Origin of the sequence: Bradyrhizobium sp. Leaf396 (assembly GCF_001424605.1) — a bacterium.
Lineage (GTDB): Bacteria > Pseudomonadota > Alphaproteobacteria > Rhizobiales > Xanthobacteraceae > Bradyrhizobium > Bradyrhizobium japonicum_C.
The window spans coordinates 12,743-32,526 of record NZ_LMQJ01000028.1; the positions used below are offsets into that span (position 1 = coordinate 12,743).

At 65.4% G+C, this 19,784-nt stretch carries 20 protein-coding genes; 10 read left to right on the forward strand and 10 right to left on the reverse strand.

Translation table 11 applies throughout. From position 1 onward, the window contains the following. Nucleotides 1-31: 31 nt before the first annotated feature. Together ASG57_RS23455 and ASG57_RS23460 are read left to right on the forward strand one after the other, a co-directional pair. The gene (locus ASG57_RS23455) at nt 32-1,468 is read left to right on the forward strand and encodes an MBOAT family O-acyltransferase (RefSeq protein WP_024343002.1); all 1,437 of its coding nucleotides are present in this window, start codon (nt 32-34) and stop codon (nt 1,466-1,468) included. After that, nucleotides 1,468-2,571, forward strand: a complete 1,104-nt coding sequence (locus tag ASG57_RS23460) for a hypothetical protein (RefSeq protein ID WP_057197648.1) — start codon at nt 1,468-1,470, stop codon at nt 2,569-2,571. The genes ASG57_RS23455 and ASG57_RS23460 overlap by 1 nt, the downstream gene beginning before the upstream one ends. A 65-nt stretch (nt 2,572-2,636) precedes the next feature. On the opposite strand, the gene ASG57_RS23465 is transcribed toward ASG57_RS23460, so the two are convergent. The 3 genes from ASG57_RS23465 to ASG57_RS23475 form a co-directional block, all read right to left on the reverse strand. Beyond that, complete coding sequence (locus ASG57_RS23465) at nt 2,637-3,824, reverse strand: pyridoxal-phosphate-dependent aminotransferase family protein (protein WP_057197650.1); 1,188 nt, start codon at nt 3,822-3,824, stop codon at nt 2,637-2,639. Nucleotides 3,825-3,926: 102 nt separating this feature from the next. Then, nucleotides 3,927-4,652: a thermonuclease family protein gene (locus ASG57_RS23470; protein ID WP_057197652.1), complete on the reverse strand. Its 726-nt coding sequence runs from the start codon at nt 4,650-4,652 to the stop codon at nt 3,927-3,929. A 152-nt stretch (nt 4,653-4,804) separates the two neighbouring features. Then, complete coding sequence (locus ASG57_RS23475; RefSeq protein WP_057197654.1) at nt 4,805-6,532, reverse strand: hypothetical protein; 1,728 nt, start codon at nt 6,530-6,532, stop codon at nt 4,805-4,807. 420 nt (nt 6,533-6,952) lie between these two features. On the opposite strand from ASG57_RS23475, the gene ASG57_RS23480 reads away from it, so the two are divergent. Next, a complete protein-coding gene (locus ASG57_RS23480) occupies nt 6,953-7,801 on the forward strand; it encodes a caspase family protein (protein ID WP_024342997.1) in 849 nt (282 codons plus the stop codon). Between the two features lie 115 nt (nt 7,802-7,916). On the opposite strand, the gene ASG57_RS23485 is transcribed toward ASG57_RS23480, so the two are convergent. Together ASG57_RS23485 and ASG57_RS38800 are read right to left on the reverse strand one after the other, a co-directional pair. Beyond that, complete coding sequence (locus ASG57_RS23485; RefSeq protein WP_024342996.1) at nt 7,917-8,807, reverse strand: efflux RND transporter periplasmic adaptor subunit; 891 nt, start codon at nt 8,805-8,807, stop codon at nt 7,917-7,919. A 349-nt stretch (nt 8,808-9,156) separates the two neighbouring features. Continuing rightward, nucleotides 9,157-9,327, reverse strand: a complete 171-nt coding sequence (locus ASG57_RS38800; protein ID WP_196232439.1) for a hypothetical protein — start codon at nt 9,325-9,327, stop codon at nt 9,157-9,159. Between the two features lie 219 nt (nt 9,328-9,546). Here ASG57_RS38800 and ASG57_RS38050 point away from each other — a divergent pair, with 219 nt between their 5' ends. The 3 genes from ASG57_RS38050 to ASG57_RS23490 all read left to right on the forward strand — a co-directional run bounded on the left by ASG57_RS38050 (nt 9,547) and on the right by ASG57_RS23490 (nt 11,108). Further along, a complete protein-coding gene (locus ASG57_RS38050) occupies nt 9,547-9,723 on the forward strand; it encodes a hypothetical protein (protein WP_156402783.1) in 177 nt (58 codons plus the stop codon). Nucleotides 9,724-9,822: 99 nt separating this feature from the next. Beyond that, nucleotides 9,823-9,945 carry a hypothetical protein gene (locus ASG57_RS39715; RefSeq protein ID WP_283805299.1) on the forward strand — a complete coding sequence of 41 codons (123 nt, stop codon included), beginning with the start codon at nt 9,823-9,825 and terminating at the stop codon, nt 9,943-9,945. Between the two features lie 188 nt (nt 9,946-10,133). Then, nucleotides 10,134-11,108, forward strand: coding sequence for an ABC transporter substrate-binding protein (locus ASG57_RS23490; protein WP_024342995.1), 975 nt, complete (start codon nt 10,134-10,136; stop codon nt 11,106-11,108). 88 nt (nt 11,109-11,196) lie between these two features. Here the strand turns inward: ASG57_RS23490 and ASG57_RS23495 are convergent, their stop codons facing one another. Further along, nucleotides 11,197-12,243 (reverse strand): GlxA family transcriptional regulator, encoded by a 1,047-nt coding sequence (locus ASG57_RS23495; protein ID WP_230646821.1) that lies wholly within the window; start codon nt 12,241-12,243, stop codon nt 11,197-11,199. Between the two features lie 138 nt (nt 12,244-12,381). Here ASG57_RS23495 and ASG57_RS23500 point away from each other — a divergent pair, with 138 nt between their 5' ends. The 4 genes from ASG57_RS23500 to ASG57_RS23510 all read left to right on the forward strand — a co-directional run bounded on the left by ASG57_RS23500 (nt 12,382) and on the right by ASG57_RS23510 (nt 16,302). Continuing rightward, nucleotides 12,382-13,428, forward strand: coding sequence for a class I SAM-dependent methyltransferase (locus ASG57_RS23500; protein ID WP_024342993.1), 1,047 nt, complete (start codon nt 12,382-12,384; stop codon nt 13,426-13,428). 79 nt (nt 13,429-13,507) lie between these two features. Next, nucleotides 13,508-13,645 carry a hypothetical protein gene (locus tag ASG57_RS38055; protein WP_155248772.1) on the forward strand — a complete coding sequence of 46 codons (138 nt, stop codon included), beginning with the start codon at nt 13,508-13,510 and terminating at the stop codon, nt 13,643-13,645. Nucleotides 13,646-13,799: 154 nt separating this feature from the next. Further along, nucleotides 13,800-14,873 carry a LysM peptidoglycan-binding domain-containing protein gene (locus tag ASG57_RS23505; protein WP_057197658.1) on the forward strand — a complete coding sequence of 358 codons (1,074 nt, stop codon included), beginning with the start codon at nt 13,800-13,802 and terminating at the stop codon, nt 14,871-14,873. A 160-nt stretch (nt 14,874-15,033) separates the two neighbouring features. After that, nucleotides 15,034-16,302 carry a Spy/CpxP family protein refolding chaperone gene (locus ASG57_RS23510; RefSeq protein ID WP_057197659.1) on the forward strand — a complete coding sequence of 423 codons (1,269 nt, stop codon included), beginning with the start codon at nt 15,034-15,036 and terminating at the stop codon, nt 16,300-16,302. A gap of 32 nt (nt 16,303-16,334) precedes the next feature. On the opposite strand, the gene ASG57_RS23515 is transcribed toward ASG57_RS23510, so the two are convergent. From ASG57_RS23515 to ASG57_RS23530, 4 genes are read right to left on the reverse strand one after another with little or no spacing between them, the layout of a single operon-like run. Then, nucleotides 16,335-17,378, reverse strand: coding sequence for a uroporphyrinogen decarboxylase family protein (locus ASG57_RS23515; protein WP_200948582.1), 1,044 nt, complete (start codon nt 17,376-17,378; stop codon nt 16,335-16,337). A gap of 36 nt (nt 17,379-17,414) precedes the next feature. Further along, nucleotides 17,415-18,284, reverse strand: a complete 870-nt coding sequence (locus ASG57_RS23520) for a fumarylacetoacetate hydrolase family protein (RefSeq protein WP_057197662.1) — start codon at nt 18,282-18,284, stop codon at nt 17,415-17,417. Nucleotides 18,285-18,287: 3 nt separating this feature from the next. Next, nucleotides 18,288-18,947: a polysaccharide deacetylase family protein gene (locus ASG57_RS23525; RefSeq protein WP_057197664.1), complete on the reverse strand. Its 660-nt coding sequence runs from the start codon at nt 18,945-18,947 to the stop codon at nt 18,288-18,290. A 9-nt stretch (nt 18,948-18,956) separates the two neighbouring features. Then, on the reverse strand, nt 18,957-19,778 hold the full coding sequence (locus tag ASG57_RS23530) for an ABC transporter permease (protein WP_057197666.1): 822 nt from the start codon (nt 19,776-19,778) through the stop codon (nt 18,957-18,959). Nucleotides 19,779-19,784 lie beyond the last annotated feature (6 nt).

Below are 19,784 nucleotides of genomic sequence, written 5' to 3' on the forward strand. Positions count from 1 at the left end.
GGGACGAGATTCCCGCCGCCGGTCCAGCCTGATGCTGTTCAATTCCTATCCGTTCATCCTGCTTTTTCTGCCGATCGTGCTGGCCGGCTATTTCTGGCTCGGCCGGCGCGGCAATCTGGCGCCGGTGATCTGGCTCGCGCTGGCCTCGCTCGCCTTCTACGCCATCGGCAGCTGGCAATTCCTGGCCCTGCTGCTGATCTCGATCGCCTTCAACTACGGCGTCGGCCATCTGCTGATCGTGGCGAAGCTCACTCCCGTCCAACGAAAGGCCGCGCTCATTCTCGGTGTCGCCGGCGATCTCCTCGTGCTCGGCATCTTCAAGTATGCCGGCTTTGCGGCTGAGAACATCAACGCGCTGCTCGGCACGCATCTAGTCGTCCACATCCTGCTACCGGTCGGCATTTCCTTCTATACCTTCACGCAGATTGCGTTCCTGGTCGACGCCTATCGCGGGCGGGTCGCAGCCTATGCGCTGCCGCATTATGCGCTGTTCGTGACCTATTTCCCGCATCTGATTGCCGGGCCGATCCTCCATCACAAGGACATGATTCCGCAGTTCGAGCGCCAGGAATCGAAGCATCCGGACGCGCACCTGATCCTGTGCGGAATCATCATCTTCGCAATCGGCCTGTTCAAGAAGACTTGCCTCGCCGATGGCATCCAGCCGCTGGTCGCGCTCGCCTTCGAGGCGCGCTCGCCGAGCTTCGACCAAGCCTGGCTTGGCGCGCTCGCCTACACATTCCAGCTCTATTTCGACTTTTCCGGCTATTCCGACATGGCGATCGGAATCTCGCTGATGTTCGGCATCTTCCTGCCGGTCAATTTCAACTCGCCCTACAAGGCGACCAGCATCGTCGAGTTCTGGCGCCGCTGGCACATGACGCTGTCGCAGTTCCTGCGCGACTATCTCTACATCCCGCTCGGCGGCAACCGCCGCGGCCGCGTGCTGCGCTACGTCAATCTGATGATGACGATGCTGCTCGGCGGCCTCTGGCACGGCGCGGCCTGGACGTTCGTTGCGTGGGGCGCGCTGCATGGGGCTTATCTCTGCATCAACCATGCCTTCAACGCGGTGGTGCCGAGCATTCCGTCACCCCTTGCGAGGCCGGCTCGAATCGCTGGCGCCGCGCTCACCTTCCTGGCCGTGGTCGTCGCCTGGGTGTTCTTCCGGGCCGAGAGCGTCGCCGGGGCGCTACGGATCCTCCGCGCCATGGTCGATCCCTCGGAGGTCGTCTTCGGTCGCCAGGAGATCGCGGCGCTGGTGCTGATCTCCATCTACGCCCCGCTGGTATGGCTGGCGCCGAACACGCAAGCGGTCATGGGTTACGATCACGGCAGCCGCAAGGTCGGCGAGGCCTTGCGGGCAGGGCGCATGCGGCCGCTGTTTCTCTATGGCGCCTCGCTGGTGCTCGCCTTCGGCATTCTGGGTATCCAGAGCCACAGCGAATTCATCTATTTCCGGTTCTGATGGGCGCCCCATTCACCAATGTGAGACGTCTGCTCCTCGCGAGCATCGTTTGCGTCCTAGGCGCGGCCGCGCTCACCTATGTCGTCGATCCCCTGCAATTGCTCCGTCCCTCGCGCCTCACCGCGTTCTATTCCGAAGACACTCGCGTGCAGAATGCCGGGCTGATCCGCAGCCAGTCGTTCGACACTGCCTTCATGGGCACCTCGCTCGCGATCCATTTTCGCCAGAGCGAGATCGACCGCGCGCTCGGTACCCGTTCGCTCAAGCTGGCGATGACCGGCTCCAATTCACGCCAGCAGAGCTTCGTGCTGGAGCAGGCAATCGATCGCGGCGCAAGGCGCGTGGTCTGGGAGATGGACGACTTCATCTTCGTCGATGCCGCCGACATCGAGGCGGATCCTTATCTGTCCGTCGATCTTTACCGCGCAACGGTCACGGGCATCGCGTCCTATCTGTTCAGCGCGGCGATGGCGAAGGAGTCGCTGTTCGCATTGCTGAGGTCGGTTCCGCCGCTGCGCGACCCGCTGACCCGGGCAGCGCCGTCTCTTCCCGTCAAGTTCGCGCTGGCGGACGTCGACGACATCTATGCGCTGCCGCGGGATTTCGACGTCGCGCGCGACTACAATGCGAAGAAGACGCTTGCCGCCTTCACCTACATCACAGATCCTGCGCGCAGCCGCTTCCTCGGCGAAGGCTACGGCTACGACGCCATGGTCGGACATTTCGAGCGCGATGCTCTCGGCCTGATCTCACGCCATCCCGACGTGACCTTCGACGTCTATTTCCCGCCCTATTCGATCCTGCAATTCGTCGCCATGCGCGACGCCTCGCCCGAGACGCTGAAGATCGTCACCGATCTGACGGCCGTCATTGCGCAGCGACTGACGCGGCTTCCCAATGTCCGCCTCCATGACTTCCGCGCGATCAGCCAGGTGACGCACGATCTCGACAACTACAGCGACGTCATTCACCACTCGCCGGTAGTCGATGCGAAGGTGCTGAAGTGGCTGAGAAGCGGGGAGTATCGGGTCGACCCGAAAGCGCCGCTCAAATCGCTGAATGAGTTGAAGACCCAGATCGAAGTATATCGCCTCGAGCACTGATCTTACCCTCTCCCGCAAGGGGAGAAGGAAGAAAGGGGCGCGGCGTCGGCAGGGACAGCGTTACGTTACGCCGCCACTTCCTCACCCAGATACGCCACCGCCGCTTCCAGCCCGCCCTTGCCGTGCGGGATCTTCAGCGCATTGAGCCCGATCTCGATCACGCCGAGCGTGCCGAGCAGCATCGGCGCGTTGACATGGCCCATATGGGCGATGCGGAAGGCCTGTCCCGAGAGATCGCCGATGCCGGTGCCGAGCACGACGCCGCACTTGTCCTTGCAATAGCGCTGCAGCACTGCGGGGTCATGGCCGTTGCTCATGGTCACGGTGGTCACGGTGTTGGAGCGCTCGCTGGCTTCGGCGACGTTGAAGCCGAGCACCTGGCCTTCCGACCACACCGCGACTGCGCGGCGCGCGGCTTCGCCGAGCAGGCTGTGACGACGGAAGGCGTTCTCCAATCCTTCCTCGTGCAGGAGATCGATCGCCCGGCGCAGCGCGAACAACAGATGCACCGGCGCAGTGCCGGCATATTTGCGATAATTCTCGGTACCCTCGCGCTCGCTCCAGCTCCAATAGGGCGTCGCCATGTTGGCTTTCTTGTGCACCTCGAGCGCGCGCGCATTGGCGGCGACGAAGCCGAGGCCGGGCGGCGTCATCAGGCCCTTCTGCGAGCCGGACATGGCGACATCAATGCCCCATTCGTCCATCTTGAAGGGCATGCAGCCGAGCGAAGCGACGGTGTCGACCATGTACAGCGCGGGATGGCCGCTCGCCTTGATCGCCTTGCCGATTGCCTCGATGTCGTTCTGCACGCCCGAGGCGGTGTCGACCTGGACCACGACGACGGCCTTGATGGCGTGCTCCTTGTCGCGGCGCAGACGGTCCTCGACCTCGTGCGGCCGCACCGCGCGACGCCAGTCGCCCTTGAGCACCTCGACCTCGGCGCCCATCAGCGCGGCCGCATTGCCCCAGCCGATCGCAAAGCGCCCGCTCTCCAGCACCAGCACCTTGTCGCCGCGCGACAGCACGTTGCTGAGTGCCGCTTCCCAGGCGCCGTGACCGTTGGCGATGTAGATGTAGGACTTGCCCTTGGTCGCAAACAGTTTCGAGATGTCGCCGAGCAGGCTCTCGGTGAGGTCGAGCATCTCCTTGGAGTAGATGTCGATCGCCGGGCGATGCATCGCCCGCAGCACCTCGTCGGGCATCGTGGTGGGCCCGGGGATGGCCAGAAATTCCCGGCCCGCGCGAACGGTCATTGCTGTTGGTCCTTGTTGCTTGAGGACGGACTGATGGGTTGCTGGGTCATACCTTTACGCGGCGCTGAAGCCTTGGAAAAGCGCGCAAAACGCGGGTCTGGGTTATCGTTTGGTCTCGCGGCAGCCGGCGGCTTCGGCCTCCTCGACCGAGCAGAACCAGCGGGTGCCCTTGCTGACCTTCATCCTGATCTGGGTGTACCAGCGGCTGGTCGGCCGGTGATAGATGCACTCGCCGGCGCTGTTCACATTGCCCTTGATGGTGCAGTCCGGCGAGGGGGCGACCGGCCCCGAGGCCGAGGCAAGCAGCACGGCATGCGCTCCGTCGGGCGGCTTGGTCGCGCCCAGAATAGTGGTCTTCTTGTTTCGGACGCGCCAGTCCCAGGGCGCGATGAAGGCGCCCTGCCACATCCCGACCTTGGCCTCGCGCGCGGCCTTTTCATCCGCCTCGTAGTCGCGCGACATGCGGGTATAGGCCAGCGCCCAGCCGCTGCGCACCAGCCATTTCTGGATGTCCTCGCCGCCGACCTCGCAGCGCGCCACGGTGCGGCCGCGCCGGTCGATAGAGCGGGTGTGGCAGACCCAGTTCTTGCCGTCGGCGTGTTTGGCAAGCTCGTCGCGGGCCGCGACGCCGCAGGTCCACCGCTCGGCCTTGGTGTTGAGGCAGAGCTGGTCGATTGCGGGCGCGTCGATGCCGCCGAGCCGAATGCGCGTGTTGCCGATCACGACCGCATCGCCGGCACGGACCTTTGCGGTCCCGGCGATCTCGGCGGCGTACGCCAGCGACGGGAGGGCCAGCAAAGACAGCGCAAGGAGGAATTTTCGCAACATGCCGGTCCGCGTGTGATGAACGTCTTTGCTAGACGGCGCAATTGTGGTCGGCTTTTGGCTCGTCGGCCAGCTTATGCCTCACGATTGAGCTTTCAACTTCCCGTCATTGTGGAAGGGCGTTCTCCCCCTCCAGGGCAGGGTAACAGAGTTCGTCACCCCCGCGCCATCGCGCGCTTCGCCACTGCCAGTCCCATCAGCACGAAGGCCGACGTCACCTCCGGGCCGCCGACAAGAATCCGCGTCGGCGTCTTCATCTTGTTCCACTCGTAGGCGCGGAACGGGCCGCGGCGGCCGCCTTCGCCAAGGCTCGAGATGATGACGTTCAAGGCCGGCGCGAAGGCGCGCGGGTCTGCCCCGAGATGGCCGAGCGCGATCAGCGCCAACGCGGCGTCGAACACGTTCATCTCCGCAGCCATCAGCTCGCCTTTGACGTAGGCCAGCACGCGGTGGCGGATGAAATCGAAATCGCCGGCTGGGTCGATCGCCGCTTGCGCCGCCAGCGGCAGCGACAGGAACGCGGCATAGCAGCGGCCGAAATAGGCGCTGTAGAGCTCCGGCAGATAGTAGATGTGCGAGCGCGGATTGGCGAAGGCACCGCTCGCCGCCAGGCGCTTCTGAAAGCCGATGATGCGATGGACGGTGGCGAGCCGCGCCGGAGTCTCCAAGACCTTCCAGCGCCCCAGGTTGCGAAAGCTCACCTCGAGGATGTCGAGATTGAGCGTCGGGTCGAGATCGTTGCCGTAAGGGCGCTCGCCGGCGAGGTTGTCGATCCAGGTCGCAACCCCGCCCTCGTAGTCGATGTTGTCGTTGAGCGGCACGGTCACGCGGGGGGCGTTGACGCCGGCGCGCACCTGATAGCCGGCGTAGAAGTCCAATAGCGGCTGTTCGATGATGGGATCGGTGCAGCCGGCCTGCGTCGCTGCGGAGATCGAGCACGCCGTGGTGTCGCAATCCGGCACGTAGATTCCGAAGCCGAGATCCTGCTTGATCTGTGCGAAGTAGCGGGAGAAGCGTGGATGCGGCGCCGGCGCCAGTGCGGTGACCACGTTGAAGCGTGCGCCACCCAGGCCCTCGACCTCCTCGCGGCTGATGTTGACGCAGAAATCCACCATGTCGGCGATGGCGCGCTCCGCTGCCGTCTTGTCAGCCGGCGAGGCGAGTCCGGTTTCGACATAGCTCAGCAGCGCCTCGATGAAGAACGCGTCGTAATAGGCCGAGCGATGGCGGATCTGCACCGGCTCCCACATCGGCTCGGCAATGCCTTTCCAGGGCGGATTGACCACGGCGCGCGCCGGCGAGCGCGCGATGAAGACGCGGGCGAGATTGAACAGCAGCGAGGAGTTCTTGTAGCCGCGGGCGTTCAGCCCCGTCAGTGCCATGATCAGCTCACGCCCGCGGAAATCGGGATCGCCGATCAGGTTGAAGGCGGCATAGGTCGGCAGGAAACCGTTTCGGCGGTGCGAGCCGAGCAGATGCTGTGCGCAGTCGCGGATCGCGCCGTCGATCTGCGCGCTCTGCGGCATGTCCGCAGCGAACGGCGCCGGTGGCGGCATGGGATGGTCGAGCGCGATGCTGTCGACGAGATCGGCGATCGGCTGGCCGATCGCGGCCCAGTCGGGCTCGGCCTCGTCGCGGGCGCGGGCGAGCGCCTCGCGCAACCGGGCCAGCTTCGTCTCGTCGCGCAGCTCGGGCAGGCCGGCGCGACGGAGCAATATCCGTAGTGCGGGATTGCCGAGTGCAGTCTTGTAGAATTGGGCCAGATGTGGATCGCCGCCGGCCGTCACGGACAATACCGGGTCGCAGACGTCGTAAAGCGAGGGGCCGTCCTTCCGCGCCGTGAGCGCCCGGCAGGCGGCGCCGGCAAAATAATGAAAGCTCATGAAATACCTGGTTGCGGGGGCTTGGCCGGGGCCGGCGAGCGCGCAGCTGTCCGCACGCCACCCCCTGCAAGTCTTTGAAAAGGCTATCCGGATTCGCAGGAAATACAAACGTGAAGGAGGTCACGGAAAATGCCGGCATGAGGGCTGCATGGTCGGCCCCCGGAAGGCTACGGGGAAGCCCAGAATCGAGAAGTTTGGCGGGGTGAATTAATCAACATATTCAGGATCTTATCTCAAATTTTTGGCAATCTATTGCTCCAGGTCCTATATGCGGTTAAGGGTTTGTTTGGTGCGGCGCCGCAAATTGCGCGCAATTCGGGGGCACACCCCCGGCCAATCCTTCAAACCTAAAGACGCTAGCTCGCTACTCAAGCAGTGTGCGCGCGCTTGGCTGGTCTTTGGCACAGGAAACGAACCGAGATGAATGTAAAGCAGCTCGACCTTTCCAGACGGACGATCGCGGTCGCCGCAGCCCTCATCGGCACGGTATCGCTCGCGATCGGCGCCCATGCTGCTCTGAACATGCGTGCGATCGATGCCGCCAAGGCCGTCACGACCGACCAGATCACCGGTTCGATCGGTCAGAGCGCGCGCCTCGCGCTGGTCATCGGCAATGGACATTATCCCGACGCCAGCGCGCCGCTGACGCAGTCGATCAACGACGCCCGCGCGCTGTCCTCGTCCCTGCGCAAGAACGGCTTTGACGTCGACATGGTGGAAGACGCAACCAAGGACGACATGGTCCGCGCCGTCAACCGCCTGAAGTCCCGGATCAAGCGCGACAGCGTCGTCATGCTGTTCTTCGGCGGCTACGGCGTGCAGGCTGGTCGTGAGAGCTACATGCTGCCGGTCGATGCCGTGATCTGGAAGGAACGCGACGTGCGCCGGCATGGCGTCTCCATCGACGGCGTGCTCGACATGATGAAGGAGCAGGGCGCCAAGGCCAAGCTCGTCGTGGTCGATGCCTCCCGCCGTAACCCTTACGAGCGGCGCTTCCGCTCCTATAGTCACGGCCTCGCGCCGATCAGCGCGTCCGACAACGCGCTGATCCTCACCTCCGCGTCGCCCGGCAAGGTCGTCGACGACGGCAGGGGTGAGCACAGCGTGCTGGTCAGCGAATTCCTCAACAACCTCGGTCAGCCCGGCAGCGCCGAAAGCGTCTTCAACAAGACGCGCCTCGCCATCTCGCGCGCCAGCGAAGGCGAGCAGGTCCCGACCGTTTCCTCCTCGTTGCTCGAAGACGTCCGGTTGAGCGAAGCCGGCGGCTAGCTTTTCTACCCTCCCCTGCAGGGGAAGGGTCGATCATGCGCAAGCGCGAGCGGGGCGGGGTGATCTCTCCTCTCGGGGAGTGCCCGCACGGGTGAGGTGTCCTGTTTCTCCGCGACTACTTCGCGGCTTCCGCACTCGCCATCACCGGGCGCACCGGGTCGCCTTCGCGGAGCAGCGCGCCGGCGCGCGCGACGACGACATCGCCTTCGTTGAGCCCGTCGCGGACCTCGATATTGCCGCCCGACATCAAGCCGACCTCGATACGCTTGGTCTCGACGCGGTTGCGGCGGATCACCTGCACCACGGTCCCGGCGGAGGAATACTGCACGGCGGTCAGCGGCACCGCGACGTTGCAGCTCTGCCCGGTCTTGATCAGGGCGCGCCCGCTCCCGTTCAGGAGCAGCCGCTTCTGCGAGGAAATGCCGATATAGACCATGCCCTGCTGGATATTCGGCTCGACGGTCGCCCCGATGCGGCGCACCTTGCCGCTGATGTCGCCGGCACCTGCGATCCGCACGGTGGCCTGCTGATTGACTGCGAGCTTGCGCACGTCCGCGGTGGCGACGAGGCCGACCAGATCATATTCGCTGCGCGCCACGATCGTGAACAGCGCCTCGCCCTTGGCCGAGGCGAAGTTGCCGATCTGCGCAGTCGAATTTGCGATCACGCCGGCGACGGGTGCGGTGACCTGAAGCGTGCCGCCTTCGGGCAGCGCGAGCCGCGCCAGCACCTGTCCGGCGGTGGTGGTGTCGCCCGCTTCCGCCAGCACGTCCGTGACCTTCAGGCCGGGACGCTCGGGCCGCACCGAGGTTTCCTCGCGCGCGATGATCGTGCCGGTCGCCTCGACGATGTCGGAGAAGCAAGATTTTGCGACTTTCAACACCGTGACCGCCGGCCCCTTCGGCGCATCGTCATCGGCGGCAGCCGGGTAGGGGCTGACGACGAGCAGGCCGGCGAGGGCTGCGGGACACAAGTTGCGAACGACGGCACGGGACAAATGACGCATTGGAAATTCCACGGGGGCTATGCCTCCAACCGATAGCAGATGGCCGCCGCGCGCACTACGGCCGCGTCGTCCCAAGACGGGATGCCGCGCCGCCGCAGGCGTCGCGGCAAGTCTTTGATTAGTCGCGGGATTGGAGAACAGGTTCGCGCCTGTTGACCTTGGTCGCCATCGCGGCCCGAACGCGGGTGAGGGCGCCGCGGCGCTAGGACATCCACGATTCTGGGGGCATGTTCGTCCAGCGTCATTGGCAGCCGGTCAATCGCCGATCCGGGATGCTGCCGGCCAACCTGTCGTCCTGCTGCACCACGTCGAAGACGTCACAGGGCAGGTCGCGGCACCGCGCTGACCGTCAGCTGCGGCGCTCCCCGAGCAGCTTGCCGGACGAGCGCTCGATCAAATGCAGCCGCGTGCAGGCCGGGCAGGACACGGACACATGCGTACGATCGGCCGGCTCATCGGTCAGCCGATGCTGCACGTTCAGGCCCGTCTGGGGGCATTTGAAGACAATTTGTCGGTCCATGCGCAAGATATGACGCCAAGGCGGGCCTCGTGGAATTACGGATGTTTACGTAGGTCGGTGGCCGCGGCTCCCCCGGCGGGATCAAGAACTCCGCCCCGTTCGGCTCCTGCCGGCAGGGTAGCTTCGGGTTGGCCGGCGCGCCGCTGTGGCCCGCAGGGGATCGGAAGGGATCTTGCGATGCCGATGCGAACCAACGCCGCGCGAACGCATTGAACCGGCATGCCGCGTGAGAACGATCTCGAAGGTAAGCCCGACATGGGTGGCAAGCATGGCGGTCAGGCCGGCCAGCCCAAGCTTCCGCCGCGTCCGCAGGAGGGCGAGCGCGATGGTGACGTCGTGGCAAAGCGCCACACCGGCCAAACCGATCGCGCGCCGTCTCCGACCAGACCAAAATAGCGCCTCGCGCGCCGCCGGCGTGAGTATCGCGCCGGAACGGCGGGCCTGGCGATGCCGTTGGCCCGGCGTGCAGCAAAACTTGGAAACGGAGGCTGGCTCGTGTTTTGGATCTGTTGGAACACCGCCTGGTCGTTGATCATCAGCGGCATCATGGTCGCCACCATCGTCAGCCACCCCGACGCCGAATTCGCCGAAGTGCGAGCAGCCCGACGGTTGATGTGAGCCTCCCGACCTCGCGCAGGCCGATGCCGATACACGTCAGCTCGGCGGACCTGGTCCGCTCCCGAACCCTCGGCTCGACCCGCCTTTTGTCGGGAGCATGATCTTGCGGATGACTGGCTCTCGCGGCAGTTGCTGGATAATGGGTTTGCGTATGGCTAAGCTTTGGTCCGTTCAGGACACAGAACGAGATGGATCGACGCGCATTTCTGTCTTCGAGCATTTTTCTTGCATTGGCGTCGCGTAACGTCGCACGCGCAGCGGGCAAGGTTTTCCGTATCGGCTGGCTCACGGCGCAACGAGAGGCGAGCCTTGCTCCTTTTCTCGAAGTGTTTCGCACCGGTCTTCGCGAACTCGGATATCGTGAGAACGAGAACCTCGAGGTCACCTATTGCTATGGCGACGATGATCTAGCCCGCGTTGCGCCGCTGGCGGCAAGCTTGGTTCGCAAACCCGTCGACCTGATGGTCGTGCAGGGCGCTGCCGTCGCGGTCGTGTCCGAACTGAAGCTATCTACCCCCACCGTGTATGTCTTCAGCGGCGACCCCGTCGTCGCCGGCTTCGCCAGCAGCCTTGCGCGGCCGCGTGCCAACATGACCGGCTTGACGTTCATGGCCGCCGAATTGAACGCCAAGCGTTTGGAAATCTTGCGAGATACCGTTCCAGGCTTGCAACGCGTCGCCATCGTCGGCAATCCAGAACATCCCGGCTCGCAGATCGAACGCGCTTACGCGGAGGACACGGCCAAGAAACTCCGACTGGCAACCGACTTCTTCGCCACCGCAAACCAAGACCAGCTTGCCGCTGCATTCGCAGCGATGGACTCGAAGCCCCCGCAAGCGATTTCGCTCTTTGCGGATGGTTTTGCCATCCAATATCGGAGCCGGATCATCGAGCATGCGATGAAACATCGGGCGCCCGTCATTTCGGGGTGGCCCGTATTCGCCAGGAGCGGCGCCCTCTGCACCTATGGACCCAAGCTCTCCGACTCTTATCTCCGCCTGGCGTCGTATGTGGATCGCGTTCTCAGAGGAACGGCCCCCTCGGAATTGCCGATCGAACGGCCGACGAAGTTCGAAACCGTCGTCAATCTCAAGACCGCCAAGATGCTCGGCCTGAGCTTGCCCGACTCCATCATCGCCTCCGCCGATGAAGTGATCGAATGACCGGCGCGGGCCGAGCGTTAAGCTGCTAACCTGTCGCCGGACCCTGGAAAATTGAGTGCGTCGTCGGGACCGCTGCTTCCTGCTGCCGCTATCCGGCAGCACGCCGCGCCCTGACCGGTTTGCCGGAGGCCGGGGGCCGGGCTTCCGCCACGTAGTCGGGAAGTTGAAACTTGCGCCGGTAATCCTTCGGCGACACGCCGGCCTGCTTTCGAAACAGGCGGCGGAAGGAGGCCACGTCCTCGTAGCCGACCTCGCGACAGATGTCCTCGATACCCGCTTCGGTCGTCTCGAGCAGTTGCTTGGCCTCCTCGATGCGCAGCGTCTGCACATAGGCGAGCGGCGAATAGCCGGTCGCTGCGCGGAAGCGGCGATCGAATGAGCGCTTCGGTAGCCCGGAGTGATGCGCCAGCGCCGCAATGAGATCCTGCCGCTGATAGTTCTGCGCGATGTAATCCTGGCATCGCGTGATCACGCCATCCCCGTGATCCACGTTCTGCACCATGGAGGCGAACGGCAATTGTCCTTCGCGATGCCACTGGTAGAGAAACAGCTTCGAGATACGGATCGCCTCTTCCGTGCCGCCGTATTTCGCGACGATCAGCAGCGCGAGATCCTGCCAGGACGATGCGCCGCCCCCGCAGACGAGATTGTGTCCGGGCCCGTTCTGCACCAGGACGCGGTCCATGCGGAGCTTGACCTCCGGGAAATGCTTTCGGAACACCGGCTCGTAAACCCAGTGTGTCGTCGCCTCGCACCCGTCGAGCAGGCCGGCTTCGGCGAGCACGAGCGATCCGCCGCATGAACCGTACATCTGTGCGCCTGCCTCGTGCATCTTCCTGATCCATGCGATGAGCCGGCGATCAAGCCCGGCGGTGCCGGTCTTTGCAGTGACGATCACATTCGGCACGAACACGATATCGGTCGATGCGACGTGATCGGCGATGTCCTGCGGCATGATGCTGACGCCGGTGACCAGCGTGATCGGGCCGGGCTCGGCGCCGACCAGCCGCGGCTCGAACAAGCCGTCCGGCGTGCCGCCTTTGACGCCGTCCCATATGCGCCCTGCGCCCCACAATGTGTCGAATACGCCGTAGATGATCGACGGATCGCATTCGGCAAACACCGGAATACTCACGCGTACACGTCCACGTGACATTCTGCAGCCTCTGGCTCGATTGGCTCGAAACTGACTATTCTGCCTCTGCATCCGCAAGTCCAGACACCGTATGTCGCACCTCAACGGCGCACGTCCGCGCCTTCGAAGGAGCAGGTCATGAACTTGGATGAGACAAAGCTCGAGCAGTTGCTCGGACTCGTGGTCAACGAACTCGGCGCGGCCTCCAATGCGGCGCTCGTCGTCCTCGGCGACCGGCTGGGTCTATTCCGCGCGCTGGCCGAACGCCCGATGACGTCAGGCGAGCTCGCCGATCGGACAGGGACCCACGAGCGCTACGTCCGCGAATGGCTGTCCGCACAGGCGGCCTCGGGCTTCGTGAGCTACGATGCGACGAACGATACGTTCAGCATGACACCGGAGCAGAAGGCGGTCTTCGCGGATGAAAACAGTCCGGTCGCGATGGTCGGCGGCTTCAGCCTGCTGCCGGCGGTCTATCACGACGAGCCGCGATTGGCCGAAGCGTTCAGAACCGGCAAGGGCCTGCGCTGGAGCGATCACTGCAATTGCATGTCCTGCGGTGTCGATCGTTTCTTCCGGCCCGGCTATCGCGCGCATCTGATCGCAGAATGGCTGCCTGCGTTGGGCGGCGTTGTCGAGAAGCTGGAGCGAGGTGCGAAGGTCGCGGACGTCGGCTGCGGTCACGGCTATTCGACAAGGCTGATGGCCGAGGCTTTCCCGAACTCGGACTTCATCGGCATCGATTACGATGAGGCCTCGATCGGCTGCGCAAGGTCCGAGACGTCCGGCGTGCGCAATCTCCGCTACGAGGTCGCCAAGGCGCAGGATTTCGCCGGATCGGGTTTCGATCTCGTGACGATGTTCGACGCCCTGCACGACATGGGCGACCCCGTTGGCGCGGCACGTCATATTCGTTCTGCACTGAAGGACGACGGCACGCTGATGCTGGTGGAGCCGGCGGCGGGCGACAGCCTTGCCGACAATCTCAATCCGGTCGGGCGCGTCTACTACGCGGGCTCCACCCACATCTGTCTGCCGACGTCGCTGAGCCAGGATGTCGGTCTGGGACTGGGGGCGCAGGCCGGCGAGAAGCGGATTGCGCAGGTGTTGCGGCAGGGCGGCTTCTCGCAGATCGCCAAGGCTGCCGGTTCGCCCTTCAACATGATCCTGGAAGCGCGGCCATGAGGGCCGCGCTCATTCTCCAGAGGCGGATCAGCGCGGGCGCAGTCCGGCCGTACGCTGCGGACGCAAGCCGAGAATTGCCGTGATCGACATCATCTTCCACCTCCTTCTCGCCCGCGCCTCGCTGGTCGCCGGCCTGTCCCGCTGGTCCTGGAGGCGGCTGGCTGCGCTCGGCCGCCGCAGATGGCGCGAATTCTGGACCGTCACGGCGGGGGCGTGACCGACGCCGGCCTGCGCCGAGCTTTGGGTGCCGCGGGGTAGCACCGGTTCATCCCGGGGATGGCACGAATCATCACATCGACCGTCTTGCTGCCGCAGCCAAATCGGCGCACTTTGCCGCCGTCGGCTGATTTGCCACCCAAGGTCCCTTTCAGATGATTACCGCATCCAAGGCCTTCATTGCCTTTTGCCTGCTCGCCCTTGTGGGCACTGCGCTCGTCGTCGGCCCGACCGAGCTGCGCCGCCTGCTGCCGGGCGGGACGAAGACTGTCGTCGCCGTCGCGCCGGAGGCAAAGATCGAGCCCAGTGTCGAGGCCAAGATCGAGCCCAAGATCGAGCCCAAGACCGAACTCAAGGCTGAGGCCAAACCGGAGCCGAGACCGGATCCCAAGCCGGAGCTTGCCGCCGCTGCGCCGCCTGCACCGGCCGCGGCGCCGCCGCCGGCCGCCGAGCCGAAGGCGGGCGTGCTGGCCGAGACGCAGAAGCAGGTGGCCGCGCTCGGCGATCTCGCGCCTCGCAAGCCACCGGCGGCTGCGGATGCCGGCCCGCGTTTCGACGTCGCCCGAATCGACGATCGCGGCGAGGCGGCGGTGATTGCCGGCCGCGCCGCGCCGGGCGCAAGGGTCGAACTGCTGCGGGACGGCAAGCCGCTCGATACGGTGGTCGCGGACGCCTCGGGCCAATTCGTGATGACCCCGCCGCAGCTGCCTGCCGGGTCGTATGAGCTGACGCTCCGGGCCAAGGCGCCGGACGGCACGGTCACGGAGTCCGGCCGGACCATGCCGGTGACCGTCGCCGAGGCGCCGCCGCCGCCCGCGCGGCCCGCAATGGTGGCGAAGCAGGACACCAGGCAAGCTGAGAAGCCGGACGACAAGTCGGATATCGTGGCCGCGCTGCCGTCGGCTTCACCGCGCCTGGCCTCGGTCCCCGACGGTCAGGCGGCCCGGCCGAAGCCGATTGGCGCGCCGAAGCCCAAGGTCCTGGCGCGGGCGCCGGCAGCCACGACGGTTGCTTCGGCCTCGTCGGCAGACGTGCTCACCGCCGCGTCGGCGGAAGCGGGCGGCAACCGGGTCATTGCCAAGGGCGACAGCCTGTGGGCGCTCAGCCGGCTCGCCTACGGCGATGGTTCCCGCTATGCGGTGATCTTCAAGGCCAACCGGGACAAGATCCAGAACCCCAATCTGATCTATCCCGGCCAGACCTTCGTGATGCCGCCTAAGGCGGAGTGATGCCGCTGCGGCGGCCGGCGTGCATGGGTTGCGACGCTTTGCCCTGTGCCGCGCCGGAACATTCGGTTCCCTCGCGCGTCATCGTGACTGCGGCGCATTGCGCGCTTGCCGCGGGAGAGAGGGTCAGGACGTGGCCAGATCGGCGGTCAAGTCTGCGTTCATGTCCGGGCGCGTGGGGCTGGCGCTGGCCGGCGCCGCCCTGGTGATTGTGGCAGTGCTGCTGCCAAGCAGAGCCGAGGCACAATTCGGATTGCGTGGCGGACCACTCGGCGTCGCGCGCTTCGCGGTCGGCCACATGATGGGACTGTCGCGGCTGCGCCACTCCCGCATGGGGGTGCGCGGCGGCCGCCACCGCTCCGCCGCGTTGAGATCGCAGGATCCCCGCGGCGCCGGGCGTGGTCAGCGATCCAACCCCTACGTCCTGCGCGCGGCCCTCACGGCGCAGGCCGCGCTGTCGGGCTGGCATGGCGGGCGCCGGCCGCAAGGCTGGTGGCGCCATCCCGATGGCAGCTACGGCTGGGTAGGACCGGTATTCTGGCCATTCGCGCACGATGATCTCACCAACGCGATCATCCTGGGCGACAGTACCAGCCTCTCGCTGTACGGCTATGGCGACATCTATGCCGCGATCTTCGCGCCTTATGCAGCGACGGAGCTCGCCGCCTACACCAAGTCGCAGGGCCGGCGCTCGCGGAGGGTCCCCTCCGCGGAGGCCCTTTGCGAGGCCAGCGATAGCGGCGGTCTGCCGGTCGACCGCGTCGCGAGCACCGTGCAGGCGAACGAGTTGCAGCGCACCGCGCTCGACGAGCTCGCGTCCGCCTGGACTGCCGCGCGCGACACCATCAGCAACGCCTGCCCGTCGCAGGCCCCGGCGAATGCCTCGGAGCGTCTCGGCCTGATGCGCGAGCGGATCGAGGCCATGATTAAGGCAATTGACGCGATCGAAGCGCCGCTTTCGAAGTTTTTCGATCTTCTCAATGACGACCAGAAACGCAGGCTCAATGCGCTCGCCAACGAGCGTCGCGCCGCGCTGGCCGCGGTTCAGCGCAAGGACTCGCAGGCGGCTGCCGCTTGTAAGCCGGACTACGATCCCCGCTATGACGAAAAGGCGCAGCGCCAATATGAGCAGCTCGTGCAGCAGCAATGGCCCGCCGCCGACATCGCCTCCACGCTTCAGCTCGACGAGGTCGCCCGCGCCCGATTTGAGGTGCTGCAGGATACCACGCTGCGCACCATGCAGAAGCTCAGCGCCTGCCCGACGGAAGCCGCCGCGACCCCGCAAGCACGCCTCGCCGCCGTCAAGGCGCGACTGCAGACGATGCTGCAAGAGGTCGGCGGCGTCAGCGATGCGCTCGACGATTTCCAGGCGGATCTGAGCGACGAGCAGAAGGCCGGGTTCGAGGCGATCGGACCGAAGCGGGGAGCGTGAGACTCGCGCCGAAACGCCTCTGGCGAAAGCCGCTAGCCAACCTCGCGCCTGACCTTCGCCGCTGCATCGCACATCGCCTTCAGCTTTCCAAACGCGGTCGCGCGCGGCATGTATTTCATGCCGCAATCGGGCGCCGGGATCAGGCGCTCCGGCGAGACATATTTCAGACCGTTGCGAATGCGGTCGGCGACGGTATCGACGCTCTCGATCGCGGGGTCCGCGAGATCGAGCACGCCGAGCATGATCTTCTTCGATGACAGGTCCTTGAGCACGCCGAGGTCGAGCTTCGGCTGGGCCGCCTCGATCGAGATCTGGTCGGCAATGGTGTCGTCCAGCTCGGCAAGGAAGGAATAGCCGGCGGGCTTGTTCGAGCCGGGCACGACGGCTGCATAGCCAAAGCAGAGATGCACCACGGTCGGCACCGTGATGCCCTGCAGCGCGCGGTTGATCGCCTTGACGGCATAGCGCTTGGCGAGCTCCGGATTGTTGCGCACCCAGGGCTCGTCGAGCTGGATCACGTCGGCGCCGGCCTTCTGCAGGTCGAGCGCCTCGGCATTGACGGCCTCGGCGAGCGCCATCGCCAGCTCTTCCTCGTCCTTGTAGAACTCGTTCTTGGCCTGCTGGCTCATGGTGAAGGGGCCGGGAAGCGTGATCTTGGCGGCGCGCTCGGTGTTTTTGCGCAGGAACTGCATGTCATGCAGCTCGACCGGGCCCTTGCGCCGCACGGGACCGACGACGCGGGGCACCGGCGTCTGCGTGTTGCCGGTGCGTGCCACGATCATCGCGGGATTGTCTGCGTCGATGCCGTCGAGCGCGGTGGCGAAGCGATTGGAGTAGCTCTCGCGGCGGATCTCGCCGTCGGTCACGATGTCGATGCCGGCACGCTCCATGTCCCGGATCGCGACGATGGTGGCATCGTCCTGGGCTTCTTCCAGATGTTCCGGCGGCAATCGCCACATGTCGTGCAGGCGGGTGCGCGGCACCACCTTCGACAGCATGGCGCGGTTCACCAGCCATTCCGGCTGGGGATAGCTGCCGACCACGGTGGTCGGCAGGATGTGCGTCGGCATGGGCATGGGGGTCTCCTTCTTGTTCTTGTTCAGCGCGACCGTTCAGGCCGCGCGCGTTGCCGCGGCTGAACCCTCGTCCTTGACGGGATTGCGCAGGATACCGATGCCGGAGATCTCGACCTCGACGACGTCGCCGCCCTTCATCCACAGCGGCGGCGTACGATAGGCGCCTACGCCGCCGGTCGTGCCTGTCACGATCACGTCGCCGGGCGCGAGCTCTGTGAACGTCGAGCAATAGGCGATCAGGGCCGGCACGTCGAAGACGAGATCCGAGATCGGAGCCTTCTGCACCTCGACACCGTTCAGCCGCGTGATCAGCGTCTGCTTTGTAATATCGGTCAGCTCCTCGGTCGTGACCATCCAAGGTCCGAAGCCGCCGGTGCCGGCGAAATTCTTGCCCGGCGCGAATTGCGAGGTGTGCCGCTGCCAGTCGCGGATGCTGCCGTCATTGTAGCAGGCGTAGCCGGCGACATGGCTGAGCGCGGCTTCGCGCGAGATGCGCCGTCCGCCCTTGCCGATGATGACGGCCATTTCACCCTCATAGTCGAAACGCTCGGACTCCAGCGGCCGGATCATCGGCTGGCCATGACCGACCTGGCTGTTGGCGAAGCGGGTGAAGATCATCGGATGCGCCGGCGTCGGGTGACCGCTCTCGGCAAGATGCGTGGCGTAGTTGACGCCGATGCAGAAGATCTTGTCGGGATCGGGGATCGTCGGCAGCAGCGCGACGTCTTCGAGCGCGTAGTCAGGCTTCTCGCCGGCAAGCTTCTTCAACTCGTCCATCGAGCCCTTCGCAAGCAGCGTTTTCAGCGTCGGATAGGCCTTCAGGCGCTTGCCCGCGTCGATGACACCCTTGTCGGTGACGATGCCATAGCTCGGCGTGCCGGCGATGGTGAAGCTTGCAACTTTCATCGGTCAAACACTCTCTTCGATGGAGGAAACATAGTCGTCGATCGGAAGCGCGATCTCGCCGTTGCGGATGGGAACGCAAGGCGGCGGAAAGTCCTGGCGGAAGCGGGCGCCGGCCGCGGCGGCGCGATCGAGAAAGCGTTCCAGATGATCCATCGCGCCGGTCGGCAGGTCGTGCAGCACCATCAGCGTCCAGGGCTGCCGGCTGCACTGGCCGAGCGCGCGCTCGGTCCAGCCCTCGGGGTCGTCCCAGTCGCGCGGAATGGAATTCCAGAGCACGCAGCTGTGCTTCTCGCGGGTGAGATAATCGACCACGGACGGCTTGAGCAGCCGCTTGTCCAGATTGCCGCCGCCACCGAACGGCCGGAACCAGCGCTGCGGATGAGCGAGATTGCCGATCGCGTCCTGCGTGCGGCCGATCTCGTTCTCCGCGGTGTCGCGCCCGGATTGCTCGCCAAGCGGAACGCTGTGCGTAAAGGTGTGATTGCCGATCCAGTGTCCCTCGCGGTGCGCGCGCTCCGCAAGGCCGCGCCGCTCGCCATCGGCAAGCTTCTCGCCGATGACGAAGAAGGTGGTCTTGATGCCGCGCCCGCCGAGGATATCGAGCACGCGCGGTGTGACGTCTGGATCCGGACCGTTGTCGAATGTCAGGGTCAAGTCGTGCACGCGCGTACCTCACGTCGCCGGCTGCATTGCGCCCGAAGCGATCTCGTCATTGGCCTGACCGCCACGGGTGCCGGTTTGCCAGATCGCCGCCTTGCGCTCGATCCATCTGATGATGGCGTTGAAGCCGATCGCGAGGAACAGCACGAGCAGCACGCCGGCGAACACATGCGCGCTGTCGAGGATGGTGCGGTAGCGCGAGATCAGATAGCCGATGCCGGCCGAGGAGATCAGCATTTCCGAGACGACCACGCCGACGATCACCAGCGCGCCGCCGACACGCAGGCCGGACAGCACCGTCGGGATCGCCGCAGGGATGATGACGCGGACGAGCCGCTGGCTCAGTGTCGCGCCCATGCTGCGGGCGGCGAGCAGGAGCTGCGGGTCGATGGTCTGGATGCCGGCCGCGGTCGCGAGCATCGTCGGCAGGAAGCCGTAGATCGAGGCGAACGCGATCTTGGACTCCGAGCCGATGCCGAGCCACACGGTGAAGACCGGATAGAGGATCACCAGCGGCACCGCGTAGAGGCTCGACACCATCGGCATGATCAGGACGCGCGGGCCGGGAAGGCTGCCGACGATGGCGCCGAGCAGGATGCCGCCGCCGCAGGCAAATGCCATGGAGACCACGACCTCGTAGAGCGTGACCGCAAGCGCATGGCCGTATTCACCCGCGTCGGTCCACCCGGCCATCAACGTGGACGACAGTGACGGCAGGAACAATTCGGCAATGAGCCCGCTGCGCGGCAGCAGCTCCCACAGCGCGATCAGGCCGATCACGATCAGATATCGCAGCGTCCTGGCGCTGATCCTGGCGCTGATCCTGGCGCTCATCCCCGC

Excerpts from the sequence above, each read along its gene's own strand:
- ASG57_RS23515 (WP_200948582.1), bottom strand. The coding sequence starts at position 17,378 with ATGCCCATGCCGACGCACATCCTGCCGACCACCGTGGTCGGCAGCTAT.
- ASG57_RS23490 (WP_024342995.1), top strand. The coding sequence starts at position 10,134 with ATGGATCGACGCGCATTTCTGTCTTCGAGCATTTTTCTTGCATTGGCG.
- ASG57_RS38050 (WP_156402783.1), top strand. The coding sequence starts at position 9,547 with ATGCCGCGTGAGAACGATCTCGAAGGTAAGCCCGACATGGGTGGCAAG.
- ASG57_RS23475 (WP_057197654.1), bottom strand. The coding sequence starts at position 6,532 with ATGAGCTTTCATTATTTTGCCGGCGCCGCCTGCCGGGCGCTCACGGCG.
- ASG57_RS23510 (WP_057197659.1), top strand. The coding sequence starts at position 15,034 with ATGTCCGGGCGCGTGGGGCTGGCGCTGGCCGGCGCCGCCCTGGTGATT.
- ASG57_RS23505 (WP_057197658.1), top strand. The coding sequence starts at position 13,800 with ATGATTACCGCATCCAAGGCCTTCATTGCCTTTTGCCTGCTCGCCCTT.
- ASG57_RS23465 (WP_057197650.1), bottom strand. The coding sequence starts at position 3,824 with ATGACCGTTCGCGCGGGCCGGGAATTTCTGGCCATCCCCGGGCCCACC.
- ASG57_RS23480 (WP_024342997.1), top strand. The coding sequence starts at position 6,953 with ATGAATGTAAAGCAGCTCGACCTTTCCAGACGGACGATCGCGGTCGCC.
- ASG57_RS23455 (WP_024343002.1), top strand. The coding sequence starts at position 32 with ATGCTGTTCAATTCCTATCCGTTCATCCTGCTTTTTCTGCCGATCGTG.
- ASG57_RS23530 (WP_057197666.1), bottom strand. The coding sequence starts at position 19,778 with ATGAGCGCCAGGATCAGCGCCAGGATCAGCGCCAGGACGCTGCGATAT.
- ASG57_RS23470 (WP_057197652.1), bottom strand. The coding sequence starts at position 4,652 with ATGTTGCGAAAATTCCTCCTTGCGCTGTCTTTGCTGGCCCTCCCGTCG.
- ASG57_RS23485 (WP_024342996.1), bottom strand. The coding sequence starts at position 8,807 with ATGCGTCATTTGTCCCGTGCCGTCGTTCGCAACTTGTGTCCCGCAGCC.
- ASG57_RS38800 (WP_196232439.1), bottom strand. The coding sequence starts at position 9,327 with ATGGACCGACAAATTGTCTTCAAATGCCCCCAGACGGGCCTGAACGTG.
- ASG57_RS23500 (WP_024342993.1), top strand. The coding sequence starts at position 12,382 with ATGAACTTGGATGAGACAAAGCTCGAGCAGTTGCTCGGACTCGTGGTC.
- ASG57_RS23460 (WP_057197648.1), top strand. The coding sequence starts at position 1,468 with ATGGGCGCCCCATTCACCAATGTGAGACGTCTGCTCCTCGCGAGCATC.
- ASG57_RS23520 (WP_057197662.1), bottom strand. The coding sequence starts at position 18,284 with ATGAAAGTTGCAAGCTTCACCATCGCCGGCACGCCGAGCTATGGCATC.